This is a genomic window from Methylomonas rivi (assembly GCF_024505165.1).
Lineage (GTDB): Bacteria > Pseudomonadota > Gammaproteobacteria > Methylococcales > Methylomonadaceae > Methylomonas > Methylomonas rivi.
The window spans coordinates 1-928 of sequence record NZ_JANIBK010000338.1; the positions used below are offsets into that span (position 1 = coordinate 1).

Annotated in this window: 3 protein-coding genes; all 3 read right to left on the minus strand. The window is 64.1% G+C overall.

Features of this window, described 5'->3' with window-relative positions; translation table 11 throughout:
* A partial coding sequence (locus NP596_RS21585) for a type IV pilin protein (RefSeq protein WP_256617436.1) occupies window positions 1–312 on the minus strand: 312 nt, incomplete at its 3' end.
* The gene (locus tag NP596_RS21590) at window positions 312–755 is read right to left on the minus strand and encodes a type II secretion system protein (protein ID WP_256617437.1); all 444 of its coding nucleotides are present in this window, start codon (window positions 753–755) and stop codon (window positions 312–314) included. The genes NP596_RS21585 and NP596_RS21590, both read right to left, overlap by 1 nt.
* A partial coding sequence (locus NP596_RS21595) for a hypothetical protein (protein ID WP_256617438.1) occupies window positions 739–928 on the minus strand: 190 nt, incomplete at its 5' end. The genes NP596_RS21590 and NP596_RS21595, both read right to left, overlap by 17 nt.

Below are 928 nucleotides of genomic sequence, written 5' to 3' on the forward strand. Positions count from 1 at the left end.
ATCGAGCACATTGCCGCTGCCGTCGCCGGCCGGCTGGGCTCGGTAACGGCCGCCGTCGCTGGTATGCAGCAGCTCCAACACGGTGCCGCCGCCGGTAATGCGTATGCTGTTGGGCAGGGCGCGGCGGATATCCCGCTGCATTAAACGCAGGGCGGATTCGGCGTTGTCCACCAGCGTGGTGCGGCGTTGCTGGTCCAGATAACTTTTCACCGGCAGCGTAATTATGCCGGTGCCCATGGCCGCCAGAATGCCGATAATGACGATGACGGTGACCAATTCGATCAGGGTAAAACCCTGCTGGCGCCCGCGCATCAATAGTCCGCCCTGTAGCCGACCAGGCTTAAACTTGCCACGCCGGGCCCGGAGACGTTGACGGTGATTTGTTTGGCGTCGACGCCGCCGGCCAGCGCGGCGGGCGCCGCTACGGTTACCGCGACGGTATAGTGCGAAAGTCCGGCAACCGCCGTGCCGGTTTGGTCGTGCACGCCGTTGTCGGTCAGGTTGTTGTAATCGTCGACGTCGTCGAAATCCGCCCGGTTGCCGCTGGCGGCGCCGGCGTAGTTTTGCAGCAGAATTTCTTCCAGATAGGACTCGGCAATGGCCACGGCCTGATGCTGTGCCAGCGGATCGGCGCTGCGGCCGACGGTCAGATTCATCACCGCGAAAATCCCCGTCAGGGCGATGCCGATAATCACCATGGACAGAATCAGCTCGACCAGCGTGACGCCGCCTTGCCGGTTACGGTGTGCTGTCATACACAAAACCCGTGGCTTGCACCACGCCGATTTGCCGGCCGCCCACCATGATGGTGGCGTCCGCCGATGCGGTACCCTTGGCGGTGAAATACAGGCTGGCGTCGCCGATCGCCACGCCGGACAGGCTGCCCCGGTAGACGGTTTCGCCAGAGCCGGGACGGCCGACGGCCAGC

Bases quoted from the DNA above. Each gene is read 5' to 3' on its own strand.
- NP596_RS21590 (WP_256617437.1), bottom strand. From the start codon at position 755: ATGACAGCACACCGTAACCGGCAAGGCGGCGTCACGCTGGTCGAGCTG.